The following is a 23,629-nucleotide window of genomic DNA, read 5'->3' as shown; positions in this document are numbered from 1 at the left end:
ACACTGCCACTGCGTTGGACTCATTTGAAAGGTCCAAACATTCCTGCATGAGTCCGCCTTGTTGCAGCGTCCCTCGGATAAGCCAGAGCCCCGGGGGGAATTATTCAGAGGCTCCTTAAATGACGGAAATTTTCCCATTCGCGCACCCCGACCACCGGTATCGCATCGCCATGGGCGTCGAATACCGCGGCAGCGAATACTATGGTTGGCAAATTCAGAAATCCGGCGTACCGACGGTTCAGGCCGAATTGACCCGGGCCATCTCGCGGGTGGCCAATCACCCGGTGGACCTGATCGTCGCCGGTCGCACCGACGCCGGTGTGCACGCCAGCAACCAGGTCATTCACTTCGATACCTTCAGCGCGCGCAAGGAGTACGGCTGGTGCGTCGGCACCAATACCTTGCTGCCGAAGGACATCAGTGTTCAATGGGCTAAAATCGTCGATAACGAATTCCACGCCCGTTTTTCCGCCAAGGAGCGGGCTTACCGTTACATCGTCTATAACGCTCCCGTCCCCGGTGGCATTCTCCGCGACGGTCTTACCTGGGAGCGCCGACCGCTCGACGTCGAACGGATGCAGGCCGCCGCCGACCTGTTGCTGGGCGAACATGACTTCTCCGCCTTCCGCGCCGCCAATTGCCAGGCCCAGTCCCCGGTCAAAGAAGTTCGGGAGCTCACCTTGGTCCAGCAAGGCCGCCTGATCGTTCTCCAGGCCCGCGCCAATGGCTTTCTCTACCACATGGTGCGCAACATCATGGGCGTGCTGATCGAGATCGGCCGGGGCGACAAACCGGTGGAATGGGCGGCCGAAGTCCTCGCCACGCGAGACCGTAACCTCGGCGGAGTCACCGCCCCGGCCGCCGGTCTCTACTTCATTCGGGCCCAGTACGAGCGAAACGACCTGCCATACCGGGAACCCGGTCCTGCATTTTTGGACGGCTTTCCTGGCCTGGCGGACGTTTGAGTCGGGTTTGTAGGTTGGATCGGTCCGACGCCTCGGAGCCAAAGACGTAATCCGACATCAATTCGGCCGCAAACCTGCTGTAGGGTGGGCACCGCCCACCAAAACGATCAATGTAGCCGCTACGAAGCCGATTGACGCAGTATAAAACTTCGGCCATGTATCATTATGGACCGGGTTAAAGTTACAGTTGGGTCTTGGTGGGCAGTACCCACCCTACGGCTACCGGTCAATTCACATTTCAAACGGCGCACCGACACCTTGCCAATAACAGCATTGGGCGAACCCCTTGAGCTTTGTTAGACTTGTCTTTCCTCCGCCGAGACCTCATTAAGACGCGACTATCCATGCGAACGCGAATCAAGTTATGTGGGATGACACGACCGGCCGATGTCGAAATGGCCGATCATCTGGGTGCCGATGCCATCGGGATTAATTTCTATCCACCGAGCCCCAGAGCGGTCAGCATCGAGATGGCCGCTGAACTGGCCGATCTGGCCGGGGCGTTTTGCACCCGTGTAGCCCTGTTTGTAAACCCCGATCAAGACGAGGTTCGGCGGGTTCTCGAGCGGGTGTCGATCGACGTTATTCAGTTTCACGGCGACGAGTCCCCCGAATTCTGTCAAGGCTTCAACAAGCCCTGGATCAAAGCCCTGCGTGTACGCGACAGCGCTTCCCTGGAAGCGGATCTCGAACGCTACCGCGATGCCCAGACCCTGCTGCTGGACGCCTATAAGCCCGGACAGCCCGGTGGAACCGGCGAAACCTTCAACTGGCAGTTGATCCCCGAGCGATGGCGAAGCTCGATCGTGCTCGCCGGCGGCCTCGGCCCGGCCAATGTATTCGAGGCGGTCAGCACCCTTCGACCGCTCGGGGTGGACGTCAGCGGCGGCATCGAGGCCGCCAAGGGCGAAAAATCCCCGGACAAGATGACTGAATTCGTACGCCAGGTCCGCCTGGCCGATGCTCAAAGAGAGACAGCATGACGACCAAGATTACCGATTATCACGCCTATCCGGACGCCCGCGGCCACTTTGGTCCCTACGGTGGCCGTTTCGCGTCCGAAACCCTGATGGACGCGTTGGAAGAGTTGTCCGCCATGTACAAGCGGATGAAAGACGATCCGGATTTCCGCCGCGAGTTCGATGAGGACCTGGCCCATTACGTCGGCCGGCCGTCGCCTCTGTATTTCGCCCGCCGCCTGAGCAAGAACTGGGGTGGGGCGGACGTCTACCTGAAGCGGGAAGACCTGAATCACACCGGCGCGCACAAGATCAACAACACTATCGGCCAGGCGCTGCTGGCCAAACACGGCGGCAAGCCCCGGGTCATCGCGGAAACCGGCGCCGGCCAGCATGGTGTGGCCTCGGCGACCGTTGCGGCTCGTCTCGGGCTCAAGTGCGTGGTGTACATGGGCGCCGAGGACGTCGAGCGCCAGAAGCTGAACGTCTATCGCATGCGTCTGCTCGGCGCCGAAGTGGTGCCGGTCACCTCCGGGTCGAAGACCCTGAAAGACGCCATGAACGAGGCCATGCGCGACTGGGTGACGAACATCGACGATACCTATTACATCATCGGTACCGCCGCGGGCCCGGACCCGTACCCGACCCTGGTGCGGGATTTCAACTCGGTGATCGGCCGCGAGGCGCGTCGCCAGATGCTGGAACAGGCGGGTGAACTGCCGGATGCGCTGGTCGCCTGTGTCGGCGGCGGTTCCAACGCCATCGGGCTGTTCTGGGAGTTCCTGAACGACGAGTCCGTGCAGATCTACGGCGTCGAAGCCGCCGGTCGCGGCCTGAACGGCAACGAACACGCGGCCCCGCTGACCAAGGGTCGGCCGGGTGTATTGCACGGCAATCGGACCTACATCATGGCGAACGAAGACGGTCAGATCATGGGTACCCACTCGGTCTCGGCCGGTCTCGACTATCCGGGCGTCGGACCGGAGCACGCCTGGTTGAAAGACAGCGGTCGCGCCCAATACGTGGCCGCGACGGATGACGAGGCACTGGACGCGTTTCGCGAACTGACCCGCACCGAAGGCATCATGCCGGCGCTGGAATCTTCACACGCCATTGCCTACGCCAAGAAACTGGCGAAGGAGATGGGGCCCGGCAAGCGCATCGTCGTCAATCTGTCCGGTCGGGGCGACAAAGACGTACACACCATCGCCGCCATTGACGGCCTGTCGGTCTGAGGGAGCACCATGAGTCGAATCGCCAGTACCTTTACCCGTTTGAAAGACCAGGGCCGCAAGGCCCTGATTCCGTTCGTGACCGCCGGCGACCCACGCCCGGATGTGACCTTGCCGCTGATGCACGCTCTGGTATCGGCCGGTGCCGACATCATCGAGCTGGGCATGCCGTTCTCGGACCCGATGGCCGACGGTCCGGCCATTCAGTTGGCCAACGAGCGTGCGCTTGAAGCCGGTATGACCCTGCGCAAGACACTGGACGTGGTCAAAGTCTTCCGCGAAACCAATACCGAGACTCCGGTCGTTTTGATGGGTTACCTGAACCCGGTCGAGTGGATGGGCTACGACACCTTCATCGACACGGCTTCCAAGTCCGGTGTCGATGGCCTCCTTCTCGTCGACATGCCGCCCGAGGAAGGCGAGCAATTGGTGCCCAAGTTGCGTGCGGCGGAGCTGGACCTGATCTACCTGGTCACGCCGACCACGACCGAAGAACGCTTCGATGCCATTTGCAAGCAATCCACCGGCTGGATCTACTACGTCTCGCTGAAAGGCATCACCGGTGCCAATACCCTGAACGTCGATGACGTGGCGAAGCGGGTCGAGCGGATCGGACAGCACACCGACCTGCCGATCTGTGTCGGCTTCGGCATCAAGGACGGCGAAACGGCGGCGAACGTCTCCCGGGTCTCCGACGGTGTGATCGTCGGATCGGCCCTGGTTCGTATTGTTGAAGAGCTGCAATCGGCCAGTGCCGTTGAAATTTCTTCACAAGTGTCTAAGTTGTTGGGCGATATGCGCACCGCCATGGATCGCGCATAATTCCGACCACCTTGAACGGATGATGAGGAAGCGATGAGCAGCTGGCTGGACAAAATCGTACCGTCCCTGATTCGATCCAACACGGGCCAACAATCCAGTGTTCCCGAAGGACTCTGGAAAAAATGCCCGAAGTGCGATGCCGTCCTGTATCGCCCGGAGCTGGAGCGCAATCAGGACGTCTGTCCCAAATGCGAGCATCACATCCGGATCGGTGCGCGTCGGCGCATCGATCTCTTCCTCGATTCCGACAACCGCATCGAGATCGCCTCGGACGTCAAACCGGTCGATCGCCTTAAATTCAAGGACACCAAACGCTACAAGGACCGCCTCGCAGCCGCCCAGAAGTCCACCGGTGAAAACGACGCTCTGGTCGTCGTAAAAGGCACGGTGGAAGGGCAGCCGGTTGTCGTGGCGGCTTTCGATTTCAATTTCCTCGGCGGTTCCATGGGCGCCGTGGTCGGCGAGAAGTTCGTCCGTGCCGCCAAGGCTGCGCTCGAAGACGGCATCCCGATGGTGTGCTTCGCCACCTCCGGCGGTGCCCGCATGCAGGAAGCGCTGTTTTCGTTGATGCAAATGGCCAAGACCAGCGCCGCGATCGAAAAACTGCATCAAGCCGGCATTCCCTATATTTCCGTTATGGTCGATCCGTGTTTCGGTGGCGTATCCGCCTCCCTGGCGCTGCTGGGCGACCTGAACATCGCCGAACCCAACGCCCTGATCGGTTTCGCCGGGCCGCGTGTGATCGAACAGACCGTGCGCGAGAAACTGCCCGAAGGTTTCCAGCGCAGCGAGTTCCTGATGGAGAAAGGCGCCATCGACATGATCGTCCACCGCCATCAGTTGCGTGAACGCCTGGCCGGAGTCCTGAAAAAGCTCACCCATGCCCCGGCAGCCTGAACGCACCCTCGATGACTGGCTGGCCTATCTCGAACGCATACATGGCCAGGCGATCGATCTCGGACTCGACCGTCTCGCCCGGGTAGCCCAACACCTCGATTTGCCGCTGAACCGCGACGGACGCGACCGTCCGTTCGTCATCACCGTCGCCGGGACCAATGGCAAGGGCTCCACCTGCGAAACCCTGCGCCAGCTTGGACTGGCCGCCGGCGCCCGGGTAGGCCTGTACAGCTCCCCGCATCTGCACCGTTTCAATGAACGAGTCGTCATTGACCGGGCGCCGGTCTCGGACGAAGACCTGATCCGGGCATTCGAACAGGTCGAGCAGGCGAGGGGCGACATCAGCCTGACCTACTTCGAATTCACCACACTGGCCGCCTTCGTCGTCTTCCAACAGGCCGATCTTGACCTGTGGGTTCTCGAAGTCGGCCTCGGCGGCCGGCTCGACGCCGTCAATCTGGTCGATTGCGATGTCGCCGTAGTGACCACGGTCGACCGCGACCACCAGGCGTTTCTCGGTGACGACATCAACATCATCGGCCGTGAAAAGGCCGGCATCTTCCGTCCCGGCCAACCGGCTGTTCTTGGCAGCCCCGACCTGCCGGAGACCGTTTTCCAGGCCGCTGAAAACCTGAACTGCCCGCTCTACCGGTTCGGTGACGAACACGGCTTGTCCGACGACGCACTGCGGTGGCGGGGCGGGACTCTGGACCGGGGGCGCATCACCGCCTCGGTGCCGTTGCAGAACCAGGCCACGGCCCTCCAGGCCTTCTCGTTCACGCCCTTCACGTTGACGTCCGATCAAACCCTGGCAGCCCTGAACCGCGTTCAATTGCCCGGCCGGCTGCAGACACTTTATAGAGGTGACCAGCGCATCGTGCTTGACGTCGGCCACAACCCTCACGCCGCCCGTTACCTGGCCGACCGGCTCAAAGGCGAATCCTGGCGCATTGTGCTCGCCATGCTCGCCGACAAGGACATCCCCGGCGTCGTTGACGCTCTGACGCCCATCGCCGAGACGTGGTTTCTCGCCAACCTCGACGTTCCCCGGGGCCTCGACGCCCGGACCCTGCGCGACAGGGCGACACTGACCGGCGCACAATGCTATGATTCCGTCGCGGCCGCCATCGACGCCGCCTGCGCCGACCCGGACGGGCGGCCCATTCTCATTTGTGGTTCCTTCTTTACGGTCTCGGAAGCGCTCGACGCGCTGGCATGACCCGATCAATGGAGTAGGGTGTTGGACGTACGAATACAGCAACGCCTCGTCGGCGCGCTGGTCATACTGGCTTTGGTTTTCCTCATCGTCCCCGTCCTGTTGGACGGCGAAGGCCGCATACCCGAGAAAATCACCCAGATTCCTCCGAAACCCAAACGGCCCGATCTTTCCCACATCCGCGTCGCCGAGCCGGCCCAGGATGTCTTGCCCGGTCTGCCGGACGAGCCCCCCGCACCGGTGGAGGTGCCCGCGGAAGAGACCCGGGTGGCCGAATCCGCCGAGGAAGAGCCTCCGGCTCCTGAAAACAACGCCTCCTCAAACGTGGAAGCCGAGCAACCCGCCATTGTCGGCAAGGCCTGGAGCGTGCAGGTCGCCAGCTTCAAGGACAGCGGTAAAGCAGCCGAATTGCGGGATGAATTGAGAGGGAAGGGGTACAAGACCTACGTGAATGAAGTGATTTTGTCGGACGGTACCCTGTTTACCCAGGTTCTGGTCGGTCCGGACACCGAACTGGACGCCGTTCGGGCGTTGAAGGAAGAGATCAAGGCGTCGACCGGGTTGCAGGGGTTGGTGGTTCGGTATCAGCCGTAGCTGCGTACCACGGATTTGTGGCTGGTTCTGTTGCCGGTTCCGTGGCCGGGTTCGCCCCTGAGGCGGGGGTAACCCTCCCTGGGGCCGCGCGGGGTGCCGCCCACTCAACCCATCCCTGGGGGCTTGACGGCAGCATCCATGCTGCCCACATCCCCTGGGAGGGCTGCCCCCGCCCCAGGGGCTGGCCATCACGCCAATTACCAGTTAAGTAGGTTGGATTAGCCCGAAGGGCGTAATCCAACATCTCCAGAATGGCCGCAAATTTTTTGGATTTTTACGGCCTTCGACCTCCCGAAGCCGGGAGACGTACCGATTCAACCTACGCGGTTCCAAGGGTTTTTCGGTGAGCACGTGAACGAGCGGTGGATGCCCGGTGTACTCATTCGGGGATGTGCGAGGCATGGATGCCGAGGTCAAGCCCCCATGGACGGGTATACGGCGACCCCGAATGAGTATACCGGGCAGCCACTGCGGATGCGGGGCAATATGTAGCCCGCCTCCAGTCCGCGGACCAATACCACCACCCCAAGTTGGTTCAAAAACAGGAGGGGTCTGTTAGAATGCGCGCGTTTTCTGGTTGGGTACACTATGATCGCCATCGATTGGATAATTCTGCTGATACTGCTCGTTTCCTCACTCATCAGCATCAAACGGGGATTCACCAAAGAGGCTCTTTCGCTCGCCTCGTGGATCATCGCACTTGTCATCGCCCGGCTGTTCAGTGACAAACTCGCCGTCGTCATGGCCGACCTGATCGAGTCACCGGCCTGGCGCTACACCGCCGCCTTCGCCATACTGTTCGTCGCCACGCTCATCGTCGGCGCCCTGATCAACCATCTGCTCGGCGAATTCGTCCGCATGACCGGCCTCACCGGCACCGACCGGGCCCTCGGCATGGTGTTCGGCTTACTGCGCGGCCTGGTCATTGTCGTCGCCGTACTCGCGCTCGGGCGCCTGTTCGCGCTCGATCAGTTCTGGCAGGACTCCCTGTTCGTCCCCTATTTCGAACCGGTCATCAAATGGACCGGCGAATACATCAACAAAGCATCCAACGCCATACTCTCGGTCGGAGGTGAATAAAGCATGTGCGGTATAGTCGGCATCAGTGGTGACACACCCGTCAACCAACAACTCTACGATGCCTTAACGGTGTTGCAACACCGCGGCCAGGACGCGGCCGGCATAGTGACCGAGGACGAAGGGCGTTTCCTGCTGCGTAAAAGCAACGGCCTGGTGCGGGATGTGTTCCGCACCAGCCACATGCAGCGCCTGACCGGAACGGTCGGCATCGGCCATGTCCGGTATCCCACGGCGGGCTCCTCCAGTATGGCCGAGAGCCAGCCGTTCTATGTGAATTCGCCCTACGGCATTGTGCTGGCGCACAACGGCAACCTGACTAACTCCGCCGAGTTAAACAGCGCCCTGTACCGGTCCGACCTGCGCCACGTCAACACCACCTCGGATTCGGAAGTCCTGCTCAATGTGTTCGCGCATGAACTGCAGCTGCTGGGCAAGCTCAAACCGGAAGCGGACGACATCTTCGCCGCCGTCGCCGCCGTGCACCGTCGCTGCCGGGGTGCCTACGCCGCCGTCGCCCTGATTTCGGGGTACGGTTTGGTTGCCTTCCGCGACCCTCACGGCATCCGACCGCTGGTCGTCGGCGAGCGCCCGAACGAATCCGGCAAGACCGAATACATGGTCGCCTCCGAAAGCGTCGCGCTCGACGTGCTCGGCTTCACCCTGATTCGTGATGTCGCTCCGGGCGAAGCCGTCTACGTCGACGCCGAGGGCGAGCTGCACATGCGCCAGTGTTTCGACAAGGCCCGGCTTGTGCCCTGTATGTTCGAGTTCGTCTATTTCGCCCGGCCGGATTCCATCATCGACGGCATATCCGTCTACAAAGCCCGGCTGCGTATGGGCGACGCCCTGGCCGACAAGATCATGCGCGAATGGCCCGATCACGACATCGATGTGGTCATTCCCATTCCGGATACCAGCCGTACCTCGGCCCTGCAGTTGGCCAACCGACTCGGTGTCAATTTCCGCGAAGGGTTTATGAAGAACCGCTACATCGGCCGGACCTTCATCATGCCCGGTCAGAAACAGCGACGGAAATCTGTTCGGCAGAAGCTCAACGCCATCGGCCTCGAATTCCAGGGCAAGAACGTTCTTCTGGTCGACGACTCCATCGTGCGCGGCACCACCTGCAACGAAATCATTGAGATGGCCCGCGACGCCGGCGCCGCCAAGGTCTACTTCGCCTCGGCCGCACCGGAAGTACGCTATCCCAACGTCTACGGCATCGACATGCCTGCGGCGAAGGAGCTGATTGCCCACGGCCGCACCAATGAAGAGATCGAAGAGTTGATCGGCGCCGACAAGCTGATCTATCAGGACCTTGCCGACCTCAAGAAAGCCGTTCAATCGCACAAAGCGCAGGTGACCGAATTCGACTGCTCCGTTTTCGACGGCCAGTACGTCACCGGTGACATCAACGACGCCTATCTCGCCGCGCTCGAAGCCGAACGCAACGACGACTCCCAGCGTCAACGTCGGGAAAAAGACGATGAAACCCCACTCGTTGACCTGCATAATGATGCGTAAAGAGTAGGTCGGATTAGCACTGTAGGGTGGGCATCGCCCACCATTTCGTGTCGGGTGAACCCTGGGCGTTACCATTTCAGGGGCCGCTCGGTGTGATGGTGGGCAGTGCCCACCCTACTGTTCTCCCAATCCCAATCGCGATACCAACAACCACCGAGGACCATCATGAAGGATGAACGTGAAGCGGCATTGAAAAACGCCCGTCCGGCTACTCAGGCCGTACGCGGCGGTCATCGGCGTACCAACGAAATGGAGCACGCCGAAGCCATCTTCATGACTTCATCCTATGTCTTCGACGATGCCCAACAAGCCGCAGATACCTTCGCCGGCGACCGCGATGGCAACGTCTACAGCCGCTACACCAACCCCACGGTGCGTACCTTCGAGGAACGCCTGGCGCTGTTGGAGGGCGGTGAAGCCTGCGCCGCCACCAGCTCCGGCATGGCGGCGATTTTTGCGATCTGCATGTCGTTCCTGCGCAGTGGCGATCACCTGGTTTCCTCGCGCAGCATCTTCGGCTCCACCAATGTGGTGTTCAATAAATACCTGGATCGTTTCGGCGTCGGGACAACCTACGTCGACCCCAAGGATCTGAACGCCTGGCGCGAGGCCATTCGCCCCGAAACCAGGCTGCTGTTTCTGGAAACGCCCTCCAATCCCCTGTCCGAAGTCGCCGACCTGCAAGCCCTGTCTCAGCTTGCGAAGGAGCAGGGCGCCTTGCTGGTGGTCGACAACTGTTTCTGTACCCCGGCCCTACAAAGACCGTTGGCGCTCGGCGCCGATCTGGTCATGCATTCGGCCACCAAGTACATCGACGGCCAGGGTCGTGCCCTCGGTGGCGCCGTGGTCGGCGATCATGAACACATCGAGGAAATCGTCGGCTTCCTGCGCAGTGCCGGCCCGAGCATGAGTCCGTTCAATGCCTGGGTGTTCCTGAAAGGTCTGGAAACGCTCGACCTGCGTATGAAACAGCACAGCGCCAACGCCCAGGCGTTGGCGGAATGGCTGCAAGCGCAACCGACGGTGGAGAAGGTGCATTACCTGGGTCTGCCCGATCACCCCCAGCATGAATTGGCGAAGCGCCAACAGAGCGGATTCGGCGGTGTGGTCAGTTTTGTCGTCCGGGGAGGGCAGGAAGCGGCCTGGAAGGTGATCGATTCGACGCGGATCCTGTCCGTCACCGCAAACCTGGGTGACACCAAGACGACGATTACCCATCCCTATACCACGACCCATGGCCGGGTCTCGGATGAGGCCAAAATGACGGCCGGAATCGTGCCCGGGTTGATTCGCGTGGCCGTGGGTCTGGAAGACGTGCTCGATATTCAGGAAGATCTGGCCCGAGGCCTGTAGGGTGGGCACCGCCCACCAAGCGTCGGCCGAATCTGTCGACTGGCCAGCGCCTCATTGCGCCATGACCGCGGGGTACGGAACAACCCGACATGGTGGGCGGTGCCCACCCTGGGAGCCGGTCCGGTACTCCGGCTTCGGTCGCGCACGGCGTGCGTCCCTACTAAGCTGTTACCCTTGCACCCCTGAACGAGAGGATTCATGCACGATCTTGCCACCGTCACCCACCACCTGCAAAAACGCGTCCGCCAGGTTATTTCGGGTAAGGACGAGGCGGTCCGTCTCGCCTGGATTGCCCTGTTGTGCGACGGCCACCTTCTGTTGGAAGACCTGCCGGGGGTGGGGAAGACGTCTCTGGCCCAGACGCTGGGCCGGCTCCTGTCGATGGAGTACCAGCGCATCCAGTTCACATCGGACCTGTTGCCGGCGGATATCCTGGGTGCCCAGATCTACAGTCGGGACAAGGGTCGGTTCGACTTCCATCCGGGGCCGATTTTCACCCAGTTGCTGTTGGCGGATGAGCTGAATCGGGCGACACCCAAGGCGCAGAGCGCCTTGCTGGAGGCAATGGAGGAGCGGCAAGTCACGATCGACGGTGAAGCCAGGACCTTGCCGGCGCCGTTTTATGTCATCGCCACCCAGAATCCGCAAAGCCAGTCGGGCACCTATCCCTTGCCGGAATCGCAATTGGACCGGTTTTTTCTGCGCATCAGCCTGGGCTATCCGGATGTGAATTCGGAAAAGTCGCTGTTAAAAGGAGAGTTGGGTCGAACCCACTTACTGGACCTGAAACCGATGCTGTCGGCTGAACAGTTGGCGTTCTACAAGCAACAGATCGCCGATGTGAAAGCCTCCGAAGCCGTACTGGACTACGTGATGAGGCTGGTGCACAAAACCCGGGATCCGCAGGTGTGTCGGCTGGGGTTATCGCCACGGGGGGCGTTGGCACTGATGACGGCCTCGCGGGCGATGGCGTTGACCGAGGGGCGGAACTACGTGATGCCGGACGACGTCCAGGCCGTGTTCCCGGCCGTGGCCGGGCACCGCATTCAGGGGCAGCGGTCGCTGGACAGCGAAGTACTGGTCCGACAAGTGCTCGATGACGTGGATGTCATCGCCGCCTGATGGGGTTGCGCCGGACCTTCCATCGTCGCGTCGAGGCCTGGATCGCCAGGCGTCTGCCGGTGAGCGACTCGGTGACACTCAATCAATCCCGCATCTTCATCCTGCCCAGCCGTCAGGGCATGGTGCTGCTGTTGGTGGCGTTCGTCGTTCTGCTGCTGGCCATCAATTTCGAAAGCTCCCTCAATTACGCGCTCGGCTTCTGGCTGGTGGCCATGATCTGGGCCGCCGTGCATTTTACCTATCGCAATCTCTCCGGGTTGACGCTGAAGGCCGACCGGGCCTCACTGGTTCAGGCCGGTGAGGCCGCCGAATACCATCTGAAACTCGACTCCGATGTCGATCGCTACCGGGGGCCCCTGGAGTTGATCCATGATGATTGGGGGCTGGTCACCGCCGTCATGGACGGCGAAGAGACCGACGTCAGCCTGAGCCGGGAAACCGATCGTCGTGGTCGGCATCCCTTGCCCCGGTTTCGCCTGGAAAGCCGCTATCCCTTCGGCCTGGTGGTCGCCTGGTCCCATGTCGAGCTCGATCTGTCCGCCTGGGCGTATCCGGAGCCGATCGACCAGGATGCCCACCATCAGGCGGGATCCGATGCCGGTGACGCGACCGACGACCATTTCATCCATTCGGGTTCCGAGGATTTCCACGCCCTGCGCGAATATCAGGCCGGCGATGCCATGCACCGCATCCACTGGCCATCGTTCGCCCGCGACCAATTGATGGTGAAGGCGTTTGTGGACTACCAGGCGGCCGACGAATGGTTGGATTGGGCGAATTACCCGTCTTTGATGGGCGAACAGAGGCTGGCGGCGCTGTCCTGGCAGATCAATCAGTGCCTGGCGGATGACCGACCCTTCGGTTTGCGGCTGCCGGACCGAGAAATTCCTCCCGGCAAGGGCCCGGCGCATACCGAGCAATGCCGGCGTGCTCTGGCGGAATTCGGAGAGCGATGATGAATCATTACGTGCCACCCATGCAACGCGCACTCATGCTGCCGACCTTGAAAGTGCTGATGCTGGTTCAGTGGGTGGTGGTGTTACCGTTTCTGCGCTACCTGCCGGTCTGGTTGGGCGGAGTCCTGGCTCTGGTCATGGTCTGGCGCTGGCGGGTGATGCATGGCGATATGCGACCGGCGCCGCTCTGGCTCAAGGTGGTCTCGGTATCGGTTGGCGTGGCGGGACTGTTCGCCAGCGGCCTGACCTCCTATACCCTCGACAGCGCCGTCGCGCTGTGTCTGCTCGGTTACCTGCTCAAATCCCTGGAGGTACTGCGCCGGCGGGATGCCATCTTCCAGATCTATCTCGGCTTCTTCCTGACCGGTGTCTATCTGCTGTATCACTACTCACCACTCGGGGCGCTGACCGCCATCGCCATGTTGCTGGCCAATACCCTGGCGCTCCACGCGGTGACCGCCGACCGCAGCTTCGAATGGCGGCGCGGGTTGAAATACAGTCTCGGTCTGCTGGGCAGCGCCATCCCCATCATGGTGATCGGATTCCTGTTCTTTCCGCGTCTGCCCCCGTTGTGGACGATTCCGAACGACCAGCGCGGCGCCAAAACCGGTATGACCGACGAACTGACGCCCGGCAACGTGGCCAACCTGGCACGGGACAACAGCCCGGCTTTCCGCGTCCGTTTCGACGGCGAACGGCCACCGCGCAGTCAGTGGTACTGGCGTGGTTCGACCCTGGGCGCCTTCGATGGCCAAAGCTGGCGGGCGTTCTACAATGAGCAAAACCGGCGGCAATGGCCGCGAGGCCGCCTGCCGGAGCCGACCGGAGTCGGCGATCGGTATGATTATACCGTTATCATCGAAGCCAGCCAGCAGCACTGGCTGTATTTTCTGGACTGGCCAACCTCGGTCCAGGCCGACAATGCCCGGATACTGCCTGATGGTCGGGCCGCTCGTCAGGAAAGCCTGAATCAAGCCTATCGCTACCGGGCGTCCTCCAGTACCCGGGTCGACTGGTCCGGTGAGAACGCATTGGACTGGTACCGGGCCCTGCCGAATTCAGGCAATGACCGTCTGCGGGCTTGGGCGCGGCAACGGTATGACGCCGTCGGAGGCGATGAAACCGCTTTTGTGGACGCGGTATTGGACACCATTCGCAGCGAACCCTTCTTCTATACGCTGCAGCCCCCGTTGTACCAGGGCAACAACAGCATTTCGGATTTCTGGTTCGGCGACCGTCGCGGGTTCTGCAGCCACTACGCCAGCGCCCTGGGGTTTATGGCCCGGGCGGTGGGTATCCCGTCGCGGCTTGTGGGCGGCTACCTGGGGGGCGTCTACAACCCCAATGGCGACTTTGTTCAGGTCCGGCAAATGGAGGCGCACGTCTGGGTCGAGCTGTGGCTGAACGATCGATGGGTACGGGTGGACCCGACGGCGGCGGTGGCGCCGAATCGGGTGGAGCTGAACCTGGACGATTGGCTGGGGGAAGAGAACCCGTCGGAGCTGCCGATGGGCTCGCGCGTCCGTCGGGGCTTGTCCATGTTCAATCAAGCCGGTCTCTGGTGGGATTCGATGCAATACCAGTGGCAGGTGCTGGTTTTGAATTATCAGGACGACAGCGCCATGGGCCTGGTCGAATCCCACCTGGGGCGCATCAATCCCTGGCAGGCGGCCGGTTTCATGGCCGCGTTCCTGGTCGTACTGGGTGTGATCATGGCCTGGCTGACCGGTCTGTTGCGCCTGCCCAGACGCCTTCCGGAACCCTGGGCCAGTCTGCGCCGGTTGGAAAAACGGCTCGGTGAGCGAGAGCCGGGCGAAACCGTGCGACACTACACCCGACGTAAGGCGCAGGAGTATCCCGACCAGGCGGAGGCCTTGATGTCCGTCACAACGCTGATCGAAAACATGGCCTATAATCAGGATCAACACAGCAAAAAAAGCACCGAAACTCGGCTCAGGCATCTCGTACAACCGATCAAAAAAACATAAACTGTGAAGTAGTTCACATATGGGCGTCGATCGAACCGATCCCACCGGCGCTCCTCTTCGCTCTTCAACGTCGTGACTGAATGACACATTCAAAAGAACAACAACTGGCCGAACTCAAGCGGCATTTCGGTCGGCGCGTCATGGACCAGGCCCGTCTGGTCATCAACGCCTGGCAGTCGCTGGACGATGTGCTGTGGAACCCGGCCTGGCATGCGGAGTTCGTGCAGCATTGCGCCAAGCTGCACAAGCTGGCCGGTCGCTATGAGTCCGAACGTGTGCAGGGACCCATCGGCCGGCTGGTCGGGTTGTTGGAGCAGACCGAGGGTCGCAAGCCACCGTCCAGTAACGTCATCGAGCAGATTAGCGACAATATCCGGCTGCTGGCCGACGGCTGTTCACGCCGCAACGACGATCACGACGGTTCGCTGACCATCGCCGGCCGCAAACCGGTGTACATCTGTTTCGAGGATACTGCGCAAGCCACCAGTCTCGCCGAACAACTGAATTTCTTCGGTATTCCGGCCCAGGTGATTTCCGATCAGAAAGACCTCGACCGGGCCATGCATCACCGCCTGCCGGCGGCCCTGATCGTCGGTGTCGAATTCGATGGCGACGGCGTAGCCGCGGTCAAAACCGTTCAGGCCAACCTGACCAAGCCCGCCCCGGTGTTCTTCCAGTCTCTCGAAGAACCGGATATTCATTTGCGGCTCGCCGCTACCCGAGCCAACGGCGTCTATTTTCAGGAAGGCCAGCTCGATATCGGTCTGTTGGTCAAACACCTCAGCAACATCTACAACTTTCGCTCGGAGAAACCGTTCCGGGTACTGGTGGTGGACGACTCCAAAGCCCAGGCCATGTCCGTCGAGCGAACTCTGAACGGCGCCGGCATGGTGACCCAGGCGGTGACGGAGCCGATGACCGTGCTCAGTGTGATGCAGACGTTTCAGCCCGATGCCGTGTTGATGGACATGTACATGCCCGGTTGCACCGGCATCGAGCTCGCCCAGGTCATCCGCCAGCAACAGCGTTACGACACGGTGCCGATTGTGTATCTGTCCGCTGAACAGGATCTGGACAAGCAGATGGACGCCATGGGGCAGGGCGGGGACGACTTCCTGACCAAGCCGGCGGCCAAGGAAGTGCTGATCACCACGGTTCGTAATCGTTGTTTGCGCAACCGGGGTCTGAAAGACCAGATGATTCGCGACAGTCTGACCGGTCTGCTGGATCACATTAATACCCTGGGCGCCCTCAATGAAGCCATTCAGGCCGCACGGGAGCAGCATCAACCGCTGTGTTTCGCGATGATCGACATCGACCATTTCAAGGACGTCAACGACACCTACGGCCACGCCGTCGGTGATCGCGTTATCCGCAGCCTGGCACTTTACCTCCGCCAACGGTTTCGCATGTCGGACAGCATCGGCCGCTATGGCGGCGAAGAGTTCGCGCTGGTGTTGCCCGATACCACCATTGATATCGCCGAGCAGTTGTTGAACGAGGTCTGTCACGGCTTCTCCCAGATTCAGCACGAAGCCGGTGGCGAGATGATTCACGTCTCTTTCAGTGCCGGCGTGGCCAGCATGTATTCCGATCAGGAAGATGCTTCCACCCTCAGCCGGGCAGCCGATGAGGCGCTTTACGTCGCCAAACGGAATGGACGAGCCCGCGTCTGTGTTTACGGGCGTGACGACTGATCCCGCACCCACTATGGTTGTTATGGCGTAGTTCATTCCGATAGTGACACTGTCCAGTTGAACGGGAGACGTGGCCAATGACCATCAAGGTGCCGGATTGGGTTCGAGGTGCGGTTTTCTACCAGATTTTTCCGGACCGGTTTCGCCAGGGACCGGTTCAACATTTGCCGCCGGGCCTGACATTGAAACCCTGGGGAACGCCCGCCAGTGAACAGGGTTTTCAGGGAGGTGACCTGTACGGCATCGTCGAGAAGCTGAGCTATATCGAAGAGCTGGGCGTAACCGCCTTATACCTGAACCCGGTGTTCGCATCCGCCTCCAACCATCGCTATCACACCTACGATTATTTCACCGTGGACCCCTTGCTCGGTGGTGAGCACGCTTTGCGACTGTTGCTCGACGAAGCCCACAAGCGCGACATCAGGGTCGTACTGGACGGGGTGTTCAATCATGCGAGCCGGGGTTTCTGGGCGTTCCATCACATCCTGGAGGAAGGCCGCAATTCGCCCTATATCGATTGGTTTCACATCGACGATTGGCCGCTGAATCCATACCCCAAGCGCAACAAGGAAGCCACCAACTACCAAAGCTGGTGGGATCTGCCGGCCTTGCCCAAATTCAACACCGACAATCCCGGTGTGCGCGACTACCTGTTCTCGGTGGCCGAGCACTGGATACGCTTCGGCATCGACGGCTGGCGGTTGGACGTTCCCGAGGAAATCGACGACGACGCTTTCTGGCAGGAGTTTCGCAGCCGCGTAAAAGCCATTAATCCGGAGGCTTACATTTGTGGCGAGATCTGGAAGAAGGCGGATCATTGGCTGCAGGGCGACCAGTTCGACGCCGTGATGAACTATCCGCTGGGCGGAGCCGTCCTGGGATTCTTCGGCGCTCAGTCGCTCAAGCCCGACGATCAACCGGAACATCTGGAGTTGAAACCCAGAACCAGCCATTCGTTGAAAAAACGGGTGGACGAGATCTACGGTTGGTACGACCCCGAGATCAACCAGGTTCAATTGAATCTGCTCGACAGCCACGACATGGCCCGAGCCAAGTGGATTCTGAGCGACGATGTTCCGGCGCTCCGCCAATCCCTGGCCTTCCTGCTGGCCCTGCCAGGCGCGCCCTGCATCTACTACGGCACCGAGATCGGCATGACCGGCGGACCGGACCCGGATTGCCGCGAGGCCTTCCCCTGGCACAAACCCGAAGACTGGGATCTGACCATTGCCAGCGCCATTCGCAAGCAGGCGCTGGCGCGGCAGTATTTTCCGGCCCTGGGGCAGGGGGATCACTACATCCACATCCTGGGCAAGGAAACTCTGGCGGTCGAGCGGTGGTTGGACGACGACCGCGCCGTTGTCTTTTTCAATCGGTCGAAAAAAGCCGTGACCGTCACACCGCCGGAGACCTGTTTGGGTTTGAATCGTCTGAATGACATGGCCGAACGGGCAAATGACACCCTCTCCGACCAATGTCGGATCAACGCCAAAGGGTGTGAAACTTTCGTAAGTTAGTTTCAGTCACAATAGCTTAAAACACCTCTTCGACCGTGCAAGAAGGCTCCGTTTCAGTGCAATACGTGAGAATTCCCGGACAAACACCGGGTTTCTTCACGTGTTTTAATGAACGGCAAACCTGACTACCGGGACAGGAACTGCCCTGTGTTTGACACTTTGTTGTAATAAACTTTCAGCAGGATGAAAGATCGATGAAGATAGCAACACGTTTGCAGAAAATGACTGACAATTGAGCTCGAAATCGAAAATCGGCTGCCCTAGAATGCGCGGCAATCCGGACACATAACCGGGAAGCCACGACTACCTATCGACTAGGACATTAAGAGGACAGCCTGTGAACCAAGCAGCCATCGACCAAACCCTGCTGCGCTGGCAGGAAAAGGAAGCCCTGGCGGAAACCATGATTCCCATCATCGGTCGCCTTTACCGGAAGAACAACGTCATCACCTCCATCTACGGCCGGCAGATCATCAACCAGTCGGTCATCCAGTTGCTGAAAACCCATCGTTTCGTTCGTCAGGTGGAAGGTCACGAGCTTTCCGTCAACGAAACCCTGGGCGTGCTGGAACTGCTGGACGAGATGAACCTGGCTCCCGCTCACATTGACGTCGGCAAACTCGCGCTCAAGCACAAGAGCCAGGCGATGGGTACGCCCCTGCGTCACTTCCTCGACGATGAACTGGCCGACCTGAAAGGTGGCTACGACGCCAACGCCCGCTACAGCACGCCGGCGAAGGACGTGGTTCTGTACGGTTTCGGTCGCATCGGCCGATTGCTGGCCCGCATCCTGATCGAAAAAGCCGGCGGTTCCCCGCTGCGCCTGCGCGCCATTGTGGTTCGCCCCGGCGGTGCCGAAGACGACCTGGTCAAACGCGCCAGTCTGCTGCGTCGTGATTCCGTGCATGGCAGCTTCGAAGGCACCATCACCGTCGACAACGAGAACGACACCCTGGTCATCAACGGCACCGCCGTTCAGGTGATCTACGCCAATTCCCCGGCCGAAGTGGACTACACACGCTACGGCATTCGCGACGCCATCGTCGTTGACAACACCGGTAAATGGCGCGACCGCGACGGATTGAGCCAGCACCTGGACAGCCCGGGTGCCAGCCGCGTCCTGTTGACCGCACCGGGCAAAGGCGACATCAAGAACATCGTCCACGGCATCAACGACGACAACATTACCGATGAAGACACCATTGTCTCGGCGGCGTCCTGTACCACCAACGCGATCACGCCGGTACTGAAAGCCCTGAACGACCAGTACGGCATCGAGAACGGTCACGTCGAGACGGTGCACAGCTACACCAACGACCAAAACCTGATCGACAACTACCACAAGGGCGAGCGTCGCGGCCGCAGTGCTCCGCTGAACATGGTGCTGACCGAAACCGGCGCCGCCAAGGCCGTCGCCAAAGCCCTGCCGGAACTGTCCGGCAAGCTGACCGGCAACGCCATTCGTGTGCCGACGCCGAACGTATCGATGGCGATTTTGAACCTGAACCTCAAAACCGAAACCAGCCGCGACGAGTTGAACGACTACCTGCGCCACACGGCCCTGTACTCCGACCTGCACAAGCAGATCGACTACACCAACTCGCCCGAAGCCGTCTCCTCCGACTTCGTTGGTAACCGCAAGACCGGCATCGTCGATAGCGGCGCCACCATCGTTACCGGCAACCGCGCCATCGTGTACGTCTGGTACGACAACGAAGCCGGCTACAGCGCCCAGGTCGTGCGCACCATCCACGACATGGCCGGCATTCACTACCAGATCTACCCCAAAACAGTGTAAAACGCTGTCGTAAGCAAAAACTTAAGCTCCATCCCCACTCGATGCCCCGGCCTTTGGTCGGGGTTTTTTTGTTGACCAATACAATTACGTTGTCCATTTGCCTCTGATAATCTGGCCGTCAAACGTATTCGAAGATTAATACACACCAACGTTTCAGCTTCCAACGTCATGAAAAGGAATACTCCAACAATGGATCCATCTTCCATCAAAGCCATCTACTTTGATCTGGACAATACCCTGGTCCACCGACAGCAAAGCATTCAGCAATACTGTCGGCGTTTTATGACCGAGTTCGACTCGGCACTCGAACCGGTGTCGTCGGATAAGGTATTGGCGACCGTGACTGCGGCAGACAACGGTGGCTACAGGCCTGACGATGCCCCTTACCCTACGGTGATGGAAATGGTTGCTCATGCGTTGTCAGAAGAACTGACCTGGAAAGTGACGGTTGATCCCGGCGCCATCGTGGACCATTGGTGTGAACATCTGCCCAAACAGTCCGTACCCATGCCGGGTGCCGAAGATGTGATCAAACATTTGAAAGCCAACGGCTATTTCGTCGGCATCATATCCAACGGTCGTCAGGAAAGTCGGGAATCCACGTTGGAAGCCATGCCGTTCAAGGGCGACATCGAACAGTTGGTCGCCTCGGGTGGGGTCGGCATCAAGAAACCCGATGCCCGGTTGTTTCACCTGGCGCTTGAAGAAGCGGGATGGCGGCCGGAAGAGTGTGTTTACGTTGGCGATCATCCTCGCAATGACTACCTCGGCGCACGCGATGCCGGGCTAACCGCTATTTGGCTTCACGGGTTTCACACCTGGCCGGATGAACTGGACACACCGGAGCGGATGATCCGTCGATTGGATGAAGTGCCGGCACTGTTGGTGAATGAAACTGTGCCCGCCGCCATGAAATAGCGAATTGGTTAACCCAGTTTAATTGGAAGGACTGGGTGGGAAGCCTCGTGAATTCGGTATAGGCAAGGCCTGGATAGCGCATTGATTCCCTGCCAGAGGCCTGGCGATGATGAACCGTTGAGCTTGGCATGGTGCTACGAAGCGGGTTAAATGGGCGCGACTTTACGTCCATGAAGGATTGATTACATGACCACGCGCGTTTCACCCACCGCCCTGATCACCGGCGCCGGCCGGGGCATCGGTGCGGCCACAGCCCGTCATCTGGCCGGGCAGGGCTACCGTTTGTGCTTGAATTTCCGCCAACGGAGTGAGCCGGCCGAGGCGCTCTGTCGGGAGCTGACCGAACTGGGATCGGAGGTCCTGCTGGTTCAGGCCGATGTCTCCCTGGAGGCTGATGTGGAGAGACTGTTTCGCGAAGTTGATGACCGTTTTGGCGGTTTGACCGCTCTGGTCAACAATGTCGGCATTGTTCAGACTCAAATGCGCGTCGAAGACATGTCCGCCGAACGTCTGAATCGGATGTTCACGACAAACGTGACCAGTGCCTTCCTGTGCTGCCGTGAAGCGGTCAGACGAATGTCGACCCGGCACGGCGGGCCGGGTGGGGCAATCGTCAATGTTTCTTCGGCCGCGGCTCGACTGGGGTCGCCCAACGAATACGTCGATTACGCGGCTTCCAAGGCGGCCATGGACGCTCTGACTCGTGGACTTGCCATCGAAGTGGCGGAAGAAGGGATTCGCGTCAACACCGTTCGTCCCGGTATCATCGATACCGAAATCCACGCCGACGGCGGCGAGCCGGACAGGATCAGACGCGTTGAAAAAGGCGTGCCGATGAAACGCGGCGGCCGTCCCGAGGAAGTTACCGCCAGTATCGCCTGGCTGCTCTCGGATGACGCCGGTTATGTCAGCGGAGCCTTTCTCGATGTAGCCGGCGGTCGATAGCGGGCGCTGTCCTAAACCGATCCGTGACGGCGAGTACCCGATAGAGGGGTGGCTCATGGCCGATCGAGCCTTGGGCGGCTTTTGCACAGCCGCTCAACCGGCTATACTGCCGGCCTTTTTCCCAGAGTAGATGGAAGACGCATCGGCCATGACCAAGATTCGCACCCGTATCGCCCCGTCACCGACCGGGGATCCGCACGTCGGCACCGCCTATATCGCCTTGTTCAACCGGGCTTTTGCCAAGAGCCAGGGCGGCGAGTTCATCCTGCGAATTGAAGACACCGACCGCACCCGGTCCACCCCCGAGTCCGAAGCCGCCATTCTCAAGTCCCTGAAATGGCTCGGCCTCGACTGGGACGAAGGCCCCGACTGCGGCGGCCCGCACGGCCCTTACCGCCAGAGCGAGCGCCAGTCCATCTATCAGGAGCATGCACACAGGCTGATTCAGGACGGCCACGCCTTCCACTGCTTCTGCACGGCCGAACGCCTGGACGAAATGCGCAAAGAGCGTCAGGCGCAAGGCCTGGCCGGCTACGACGGCCACTGCATGCACCTTTCCGAGGACGAAGTGAACCGTCGCCTGGCGGACGGAGAAGCCTCCGTCATCCGCATGAAGGTGCCGGAAGAGGGCATCTGTGAGCTCGAAGACGAGCTGCGTGGCACCATCGAGATCGACTGGAAACAGATCGACATGCAGGTGCTGCTCAAGAGCGACGGCATGCCCACCTATCACTTGGCGTGTGTGGTGGACGACCACCTGATGGAGATCAGCCACATTCTGCGCGGGGAGGAGTGGATATCCTCCACCCCCAAACAATTGTTGCTGTACCAATACTTCGGCTGGGAGCCGCCGGTGTTCTGTCACTTGCCGCTGCTGCGCAACGCCGACAAATCCAAACTGAGCAAGCGCAAGAACCCGACCTCCATCGATTATTACCACGCGCTCGGCATCCTGCCCGAGGCGCTGCTGAACTTCCTCGGCATGATGGGCTGGACGATGCCCAGCGGCGAAGAAAAGTTCACCCAGCGGGAAATGATCGACAATTTCGACGTCAAACGCGTCTCCCTGGGCGGCCCCGTCTTCGACCCGGAGAAACTCGATTGGCTGAACGGGCGCTACATTCGCGAAGACCACACCCCGGAACAACTGATGGACCGGATGATGGCCTGGAAATACAACCGCGAGTACGTCGACCGGTTCCTGCCCATGGTGCAACAGCGTATCGAACGCTTGAGCGACGCCGCGCCGCTGGCCATGATGTTTTTCCAGGGGCTGCCCAGCATCAACGCCGCCAGCTTCGAACCCGTCAAGCTGGATGAGGATGAGCTGAAAAAGACGCTGCAGTTGATCCTCTGGAAGCTGGAAACCCAGCGCCACTGGAACAAGGATAACGTCATGGCCGATGTTAAAGCGGTCGGCGACCACCTGGGCCACAAGATGCGCGACATCATGGCCCCGCTGTTCATTGCCATTACCGGCCAGCCGGCTTCCGTCTCCGTACTGGACGCCATGGCTATCCTCGGCCCGGACATGACCCGCGGACGCATCCGTCACGCCATCGAGGTGCTGGGCGGTCTGGGCAAGAAAAAGCTCAAGAGCCTGGAGAAAGAATTCCAGCAGATCGCCGCCTTCATGGACTGAGGGCAGGGGATAGCTCACCCGGGTGCCAAGTCGTTGAATTAAAAGAGAAAAACCGCTTGACACCCCGGCCATTGCCCCGTACTATGCGCTTCGTCTTTCGGGGTAAGCCCAAAAGACAGACCCGATATGGGGCTATAGCTCAGCTGGGAGAGCGCCTGCATGGCATGCAGGAGGTCTGCGGTTCGATCCCGCATAGCTCCACCAAATTCCAAAAACCGGCCTATTGGCCGGTTTTTTCGTTCTAACTCCTTCATTTTTCTCCTTTTTCCTGCTTGCCGTGGGATTACCCTTAAGAAGCGCAATCCCCAACACGAGCAATGATCTGGCCCACCGCCGACTCCGAAACTTGCACATAAACCCAGGATCCATTACACCGCTAAGAGAAGATCCTGGTTGATTACACG

At 60.3% G+C, this 23,629-nt stretch carries 19 protein-coding genes and 1 tRNA gene; all 20 read left to right on the top strand.

The window, feature by feature from the left end:
- Nucleotides 1–119: 119 nt before the first annotated feature.
- The 20 genes from truA to IE111_RS23290 all read left to right on the top strand — a co-directional run bounded on the left by truA (nt 120) and on the right by IE111_RS23290 (nt 23,429).
- Nucleotides 120–965 carry a tRNA pseudouridine(38-40) synthase TruA gene (truA, locus tag IE111_RS23385; protein WP_189613508.1) on the top strand — a complete coding sequence of 282 codons (846 nt, stop codon included), beginning with the start codon at nt 120–122 and terminating at the stop codon, nt 963–965.
- A 293-nt stretch (nt 966–1,258) separates the two neighbouring features.
- Nucleotides 1,259–1,948, top strand: a complete 690-nt coding sequence (locus tag IE111_RS23380; RefSeq protein WP_308427571.1) for a phosphoribosylanthranilate isomerase — start codon at nt 1,259–1,261, stop codon at nt 1,946–1,948.
- Nucleotides 1,945–3,159, top strand: coding sequence for a tryptophan synthase subunit beta (trpB, locus tag IE111_RS23375; RefSeq protein WP_189613504.1), 1,215 nt, complete (start codon nt 1,945–1,947; stop codon nt 3,157–3,159). Before IE111_RS23380 ends, trpB begins: the two co-directional genes overlap by 4 nt.
- A gap of 9 nt (nt 3,160–3,168) precedes the next feature.
- Entirely contained in the window at nt 3,169–3,978 is an 810-nt protein-coding gene (gene trpA / locus IE111_RS23370) for a tryptophan synthase subunit alpha (protein WP_189613502.1), read from the top strand.
- Between the two features lie 33 nt (nt 3,979–4,011).
- Nucleotides 4,012–4,875, top strand: a complete 864-nt coding sequence (gene accD, locus IE111_RS23365; protein ID WP_189613499.1) for an acetyl-CoA carboxylase, carboxyltransferase subunit beta — start codon at nt 4,012–4,014, stop codon at nt 4,873–4,875.
- Nucleotides 4,859–6,094: a bifunctional tetrahydrofolate synthase/dihydrofolate synthase gene (gene folC, locus IE111_RS23360; protein ID WP_189613497.1), complete on the top strand. Its 1,236-nt coding sequence runs from the start codon at nt 4,859–4,861 to the stop codon at nt 6,092–6,094. Before accD ends, folC begins: the two co-directional genes overlap by 17 nt.
- Before the next feature lie 21 nt (nt 6,095–6,115).
- Nucleotides 6,116–6,685: an SPOR domain-containing protein gene (locus IE111_RS23355; protein WP_189613495.1), complete on the top strand. Its 570-nt coding sequence runs from the start codon at nt 6,116–6,118 to the stop codon at nt 6,683–6,685.
- A 588-nt stretch (nt 6,686–7,273) separates the two neighbouring features.
- On the top strand, nt 7,274–7,765 hold the full coding sequence (locus IE111_RS23350; RefSeq protein WP_189613494.1) for a CvpA family protein: 492 nt from the start codon (nt 7,274–7,276) through the stop codon (nt 7,763–7,765).
- Between the two features lie 3 nt (nt 7,766–7,768).
- Complete coding sequence (gene purF / locus IE111_RS23345) at nt 7,769–9,289, top strand: amidophosphoribosyltransferase (protein ID WP_189613492.1); 1,521 nt, start codon at nt 7,769–7,771, stop codon at nt 9,287–9,289.
- A gap of 165 nt (nt 9,290–9,454) precedes the next feature.
- Nucleotides 9,455–10,642, top strand: coding sequence for an O-succinylhomoserine sulfhydrylase (locus IE111_RS23340; RefSeq protein ID WP_189613490.1), 1,188 nt, complete (start codon nt 9,455–9,457; stop codon nt 10,640–10,642).
- Nucleotides 10,643–10,840: 198 nt separating this feature from the next.
- Nucleotides 10,841–11,764 carry an AAA family ATPase gene (locus IE111_RS23335; protein WP_189613489.1) on the top strand — a complete coding sequence of 308 codons (924 nt, stop codon included), beginning with the start codon at nt 10,841–10,843 and terminating at the stop codon, nt 11,762–11,764.
- Entirely contained in the window at nt 11,764–12,720 is a 957-nt protein-coding gene (locus tag IE111_RS23330; RefSeq protein WP_189613487.1) for a DUF58 domain-containing protein, read from the top strand. Before IE111_RS23335 ends, IE111_RS23330 begins: the two co-directional genes overlap by 1 nt.
- The gene (locus IE111_RS23325; RefSeq protein WP_189613485.1) at nt 12,717–14,708 is read left to right on the top strand and encodes a transglutaminase TgpA family protein; all 1,992 of its coding nucleotides are present in this window, start codon (nt 12,717–12,719) and stop codon (nt 14,706–14,708) included. Before IE111_RS23330 ends, IE111_RS23325 begins: the two co-directional genes overlap by 4 nt.
- Nucleotides 14,709–14,788: 80 nt before the next feature.
- Entirely contained in the window at nt 14,789–16,405 is a 1,617-nt protein-coding gene (locus IE111_RS23320; RefSeq protein WP_189613483.1) for a GGDEF domain-containing response regulator, read from the top strand.
- A 77-nt stretch (nt 16,406–16,482) separates the two neighbouring features.
- Nucleotides 16,483–17,922 (top strand): glycoside hydrolase family 13 protein, encoded by a 1,440-nt coding sequence (locus IE111_RS23315; protein WP_189613469.1) that lies wholly within the window; start codon nt 16,483–16,485, stop codon nt 17,920–17,922.
- 337 nt (nt 17,923–18,259) lie between these two features.
- Nucleotides 18,260–19,720: a glyceraldehyde-3-phosphate dehydrogenase gene (locus IE111_RS23310; protein ID WP_189613467.1), complete on the top strand. Its 1,461-nt coding sequence runs from the start codon at nt 18,260–18,262 to the stop codon at nt 19,718–19,720.
- A 189-nt stretch (nt 19,721–19,909) separates the two neighbouring features.
- Nucleotides 19,910–20,638 carry an HAD family hydrolase gene (locus IE111_RS23305; protein ID WP_189613465.1) on the top strand — a complete coding sequence of 243 codons (729 nt, stop codon included), beginning with the start codon at nt 19,910–19,912 and terminating at the stop codon, nt 20,636–20,638.
- A gap of 186 nt (nt 20,639–20,824) precedes the next feature.
- Entirely contained in the window at nt 20,825–21,583 is a 759-nt protein-coding gene (locus tag IE111_RS23300; RefSeq protein WP_189613464.1) for an SDR family oxidoreductase, read from the top strand.
- Between the two features lie 148 nt (nt 21,584–21,731).
- Entirely contained in the window at nt 21,732–23,225 is a 1,494-nt protein-coding gene (gltX, locus tag IE111_RS23295; RefSeq protein ID WP_189613462.1) for a glutamate--tRNA ligase, read from the top strand.
- A 128-nt stretch (nt 23,226–23,353) separates the two neighbouring features.
- Nucleotides 23,354–23,429 (top strand) — tRNA-Ala (locus tag IE111_RS23290).
- Nucleotides 23,430–23,629 lie beyond the last annotated feature (200 nt).

It is taken from the genome of Saccharospirillum salsuginis (genome assembly GCF_014651855.1).
Classification (GTDB): domain Bacteria; phylum Pseudomonadota; class Gammaproteobacteria; order Pseudomonadales; family Natronospirillaceae; genus Saccharospirillum; species Saccharospirillum salsuginis.
This window is presented reverse-complemented; position numbering and strand designations above follow the sequence as displayed.

Excerpts from the sequence above, each read along its gene's own strand:
- IE111_RS23330 (WP_189613487.1), top strand. The coding sequence starts at position 11,764 with ATGGGGTTGCGCCGGACCTTCCATCGTCGCGTCGAGGCCTGGATCGCC.
- trpB (WP_189613504.1), top strand. The coding sequence starts at position 1,945 with ATGACGACCAAGATTACCGATTATCACGCCTATCCGGACGCCCGCGGC.
- gltX (WP_189613462.1), top strand. The coding sequence starts at position 21,732 with ATGACCAAGATTCGCACCCGTATCGCCCCGTCACCGACCGGGGATCCG.
- folC (WP_189613497.1), top strand. The coding sequence starts at position 4,859 with ATGCCCCGGCAGCCTGAACGCACCCTCGATGACTGGCTGGCCTATCTC.
- IE111_RS23340 (WP_189613490.1), top strand. The coding sequence starts at position 9,455 with ATGAAGGATGAACGTGAAGCGGCATTGAAAAACGCCCGTCCGGCTACT.
- IE111_RS23315 (WP_189613469.1), top strand. The coding sequence starts at position 16,483 with ATGACCATCAAGGTGCCGGATTGGGTTCGAGGTGCGGTTTTCTACCAG.
- truA (WP_189613508.1), top strand. The coding sequence starts at position 120 with ATGACGGAAATTTTCCCATTCGCGCACCCCGACCACCGGTATCGCATC.
- IE111_RS23350 (WP_189613494.1), top strand. The coding sequence starts at position 7,274 with ATGATCGCCATCGATTGGATAATTCTGCTGATACTGCTCGTTTCCTCA.
- trpA (WP_189613502.1), top strand. The coding sequence starts at position 3,169 with ATGAGTCGAATCGCCAGTACCTTTACCCGTTTGAAAGACCAGGGCCGC.
- IE111_RS23305 (WP_189613465.1), top strand. The coding sequence starts at position 19,910 with ATGGATCCATCTTCCATCAAAGCCATCTACTTTGATCTGGACAATACC.
- IE111_RS23320 (WP_189613483.1), top strand. The coding sequence starts at position 14,789 with ATGACACATTCAAAAGAACAACAACTGGCCGAACTCAAGCGGCATTTC.
- IE111_RS23300 (WP_189613464.1), top strand. The coding sequence starts at position 20,825 with ATGACCACGCGCGTTTCACCCACCGCCCTGATCACCGGCGCCGGCCGG.
- purF (WP_189613492.1), top strand. The coding sequence starts at position 7,769 with ATGTGCGGTATAGTCGGCATCAGTGGTGACACACCCGTCAACCAACAA.
- IE111_RS23325 (WP_189613485.1), top strand. The coding sequence starts at position 12,717 with ATGATGAATCATTACGTGCCACCCATGCAACGCGCACTCATGCTGCCG.
- IE111_RS23335 (WP_189613489.1), top strand. The coding sequence starts at position 10,841 with ATGCACGATCTTGCCACCGTCACCCACCACCTGCAAAAACGCGTCCGC.
- accD (WP_189613499.1), top strand. The coding sequence starts at position 4,012 with ATGAGCAGCTGGCTGGACAAAATCGTACCGTCCCTGATTCGATCCAAC.